Here is a 3,042-nt window from a genome sequence, read left to right on the forward strand (position 1 = left end):
ACAATTTCGTGAACCAATCTCTAATTTCTATTAATATTTAGCTCACTTATAAAGTAGGCATATGCTGCCAAAAAGAAGATTAGGGCAAAGGAAAGTCTCGGTTGTTGCTAGCAAATAAAAATTACACCCCAGAAGTCATAGAGATCTCTAGAAAAGTTTCAATTAACGTTGAGACTCGTTTTACTAAGTGGTTGATATCTGAAAAGTATAAACTTAACCAGTCCACGGTCGATACGCTACTTAGCTTAGAAAATAGATACTGCGAGAGCGTCATCTTTAATGAGGCAGACCGAATCTCACATAACCAACGTATTCTTTTGCGTTGTGAACAAGATAGAGTTAATGCTAAACGTGAGAAGGTAGCGGCTAAACAACAAACACTGCGTTACGTTATTGACGATGTGAGTGACGCGGCTTCAGCGCTCATGTTAGAGAAGCTTCAAGGTACACTGATAAGCTCTCTGTTCACACAGCTGCCAGATTACAATCAGTTTGCGAGTGTCGCGTATTCTCCATCTTTAAACTTTTCCAAGTTACACAAAATTTCATCGGAGAGTCGGGGACTTAGTTCTAGTCTTGTTGAGTTTGTTTCCAATCGTGAGTTTACAGAGAAGTACGGCAAGAAATCGAAAATCATACTCGATCCTAAAGTTGCAGCAAGGCAAATCGGTATAGAAAACTGTCGGTTGTTGTTTCCATTATTGATGAGCCAACAGTTGATCAAGTGGAACGACGGCAATATCAAGCATATTGTGCCAAAGGTTTGGCAACACTTGGTGGTGACTTCGAATGCTACGCGTATAAGACTACAAGAAACGTCCGTTAAAGATCCGAACGTTGGCATCCTTCTTGGCGTTTTGAGAGTGTTACCTTTATTCTTGATTTGTAATCACTTTTCTTCAACTTTCGAAGATGCCTTGGTGAAAACTATGCTCGGTTATCGAGATGCCAGTGACAGGCATGAAGAATATTACGCTTGTGCTGAAGTCATTCCAAATACTCAGTTTCTTGAGTCTATGGTAGAGCAACTTGAGTTGAAACTGCTTCAGAAGCTTGTTGAATTCATTGATTGGAGTCCTGGCAACCAGTTTATAAAGAGAGCGCTATTAGAGGAAGTGAACGATGTTCCAGTGTTAGAAAGAACCCTCTACGGAGCAGCGCTGGCTCAAGGAAGAAAGTTCTCAATTTTTGAAGCACTGAGCAACAGTGATTTCTTTAATATTAAGCACAGACCTTATTGGTTCTCGAATGTTCAAATGTCAGCAACGACAATTGAGCAAATGCAGAATAGGGTACCAGGTAAAATCACCGATAAGATGTAATGAAAAGAGCCACAATTGATGTGGCTCTTTTTATTTTAGTTGCACTGTCACTTTTGTGTAATGACAATCCGAGTAGTTATCATCGGAAGGTCTTAGCAAACGACCTCAAAGGTGAATGAGTCCTGTTTGGCTATTGCTTGTTTGACTGGAATACCTAAGCGTTGGCATGTCATTAACAGTTTAAGCTTTCTATCGGCTGGTGCGTGTTCAGAGAGAATGACTGAAGTCAGACATTGCTTGTTAAGAAACAGCTTATTGCCTACGAGCTCCTCGTTAGGTAGTACCCAGCGATATTCTCGTTCATAGCGCCAATTAGAATGCTTCACTTTAAAGAGTTCGGTACCTAAGCGTAATGGCGGTAAATTCTCTAACAAGGGTAAACAGATATTGTTTGGGTGGTCTTCATATTGGACCTCGAAGCAGTTTAGGTTTGCGTCACCCTCATAAAAGTTAAGGTCATATTCAATACACATACCTTTGAAGTTATCACCATACTGAGACCACAGTATTGGGTGGTCGCTGGACTGCGAGAAACACATCACCTTAAAATCATTTTGAAGGCATTGGCTGAAGATGTGGTTAGAATCAAAAGGGTTGTTAAAGGATTTAGCGTAATCAAACCACAACGAACACTCGGATATAGATTGTATATTTCTATCATGGAGCGATCTGAACTTATAAAGTTTAGGCAACATATCAAACACCTAGTTTACAACATTTTCTGATGTTAACACTTTAATAGGTAATGCAACTCCGAATGCACAGCATTTGATTGCTTAATCACCTTATTTTTAATTATAACTGTTTGATAGATCAAAATTTAAACACGAAATAGTGGCCTTTTTAGGTGGTTTATTTTGCCATACATCGGCCCTTAAGATTTCTAGGTCCATGTTGAATAAGATACAACGTAACGTTTTGGTTTATTAAGTCAGCTTTAACCGGTAAGTAAAGCCTGTTTTGAAGAGCAGGCTTTACTCAAATGGGCTAATAACGCTTATTCAAAGGGATTAAAACTTGTAGCGAGCTCCAACGTAAGCGGTTTGCGATGAAATATCGACACTATCGATCTCAACGCGTGCATTTCGGTAACCAAGGTGAATGTCGATATTATCTGAAACTATTGCACCAAGTTCAGCACCAACTTGGTATGCTGCTTCAGATTTAGACGCCGATGCCCCCAAAGCTTTGACCTCCATATCCATAGATCCGACACCAGCCAACAGGGACACGTACAAATCTAATACGTCACCTTCAACAATGAATTTCGGCTTTACGTTGACGAAGAAAGCCTGACCTTCGATATCCATTATCTCGTTATAAGTCACTTTGCCAAGTCTGCGATATTCGGCTTCCAGCCCCAATTTAACAACGTCATGTGTATTGAATTCGAAGCCTCCAACTAGGTTATAGCTGAGGTCAGATAGGTCTGACGAATCTTCAATTGAACGACCAAGATATTCTGATTCGGTTTCATTATACAAGCCGATATCAGCACCAACATAAAACTGGCCAAGCTCTTTTGAGTTCTCTTTGTCACTAGCAAGCGCATACGAGTTCATTGCCAAAATAGAGAATAGTGATAGGGCGACCATACTGCTTTTCATATAAAACCTTTTATATAGTAAGTTATTGATTTCCCGAACATGCTATCAAACAAAAGACGTATTAGTTAATACGAAACCTGTCTAAATATCTGATTTTAAAAGCTTGTAATAAT

The 3,042-nt window shown here is 39.6% G+C and carries 3 protein-coding genes; 1 reads left to right on the top strand and 2 read right to left on the bottom strand.

Translation table 11 applies throughout. From position 1 onward, the window contains the following. Window positions 1-101: 101 nt before the first annotated feature. Entirely contained in the window at window positions 102-1,322 is a 1,221-nt protein-coding gene (locus tag BCT81_RS05010; protein WP_102423417.1) for a hypothetical protein, read from the top strand. 92 nt (window positions 1,323-1,414) lie between these two features. Here the strand turns inward: BCT81_RS05010 and BCT81_RS05015 are convergent, their stop codons facing one another. Both BCT81_RS05015 and BCT81_RS05020 read right to left on the bottom strand, forming a co-directional pair. Continuing rightward, window positions 1,415-2,017, bottom strand: a complete 603-nt coding sequence (locus BCT81_RS05015) for a DUF2971 domain-containing protein (RefSeq protein WP_004742299.1) — start codon at window positions 2,015-2,017, stop codon at window positions 1,415-1,417. A 315-nt stretch (window positions 2,018-2,332) separates the two neighbouring features. Beyond that, the gene (locus BCT81_RS05020; RefSeq protein ID WP_102423418.1) at window positions 2,333-2,929 is read right to left on the bottom strand and encodes an outer membrane beta-barrel protein; all 597 of its coding nucleotides are present in this window, start codon (window positions 2,927-2,929) and stop codon (window positions 2,333-2,335) included. Between the last annotated feature and the right edge of the window lie 113 nt (window positions 2,930-3,042).

It is taken from the genome of Vibrio sp. 10N.261.52.A1 (assembly GCF_002876325.1).
In the GTDB taxonomy this organism is placed as follows: domain Bacteria; phylum Pseudomonadota; class Gammaproteobacteria; order Enterobacterales; family Vibrionaceae; genus Vibrio; species Vibrio chagasii.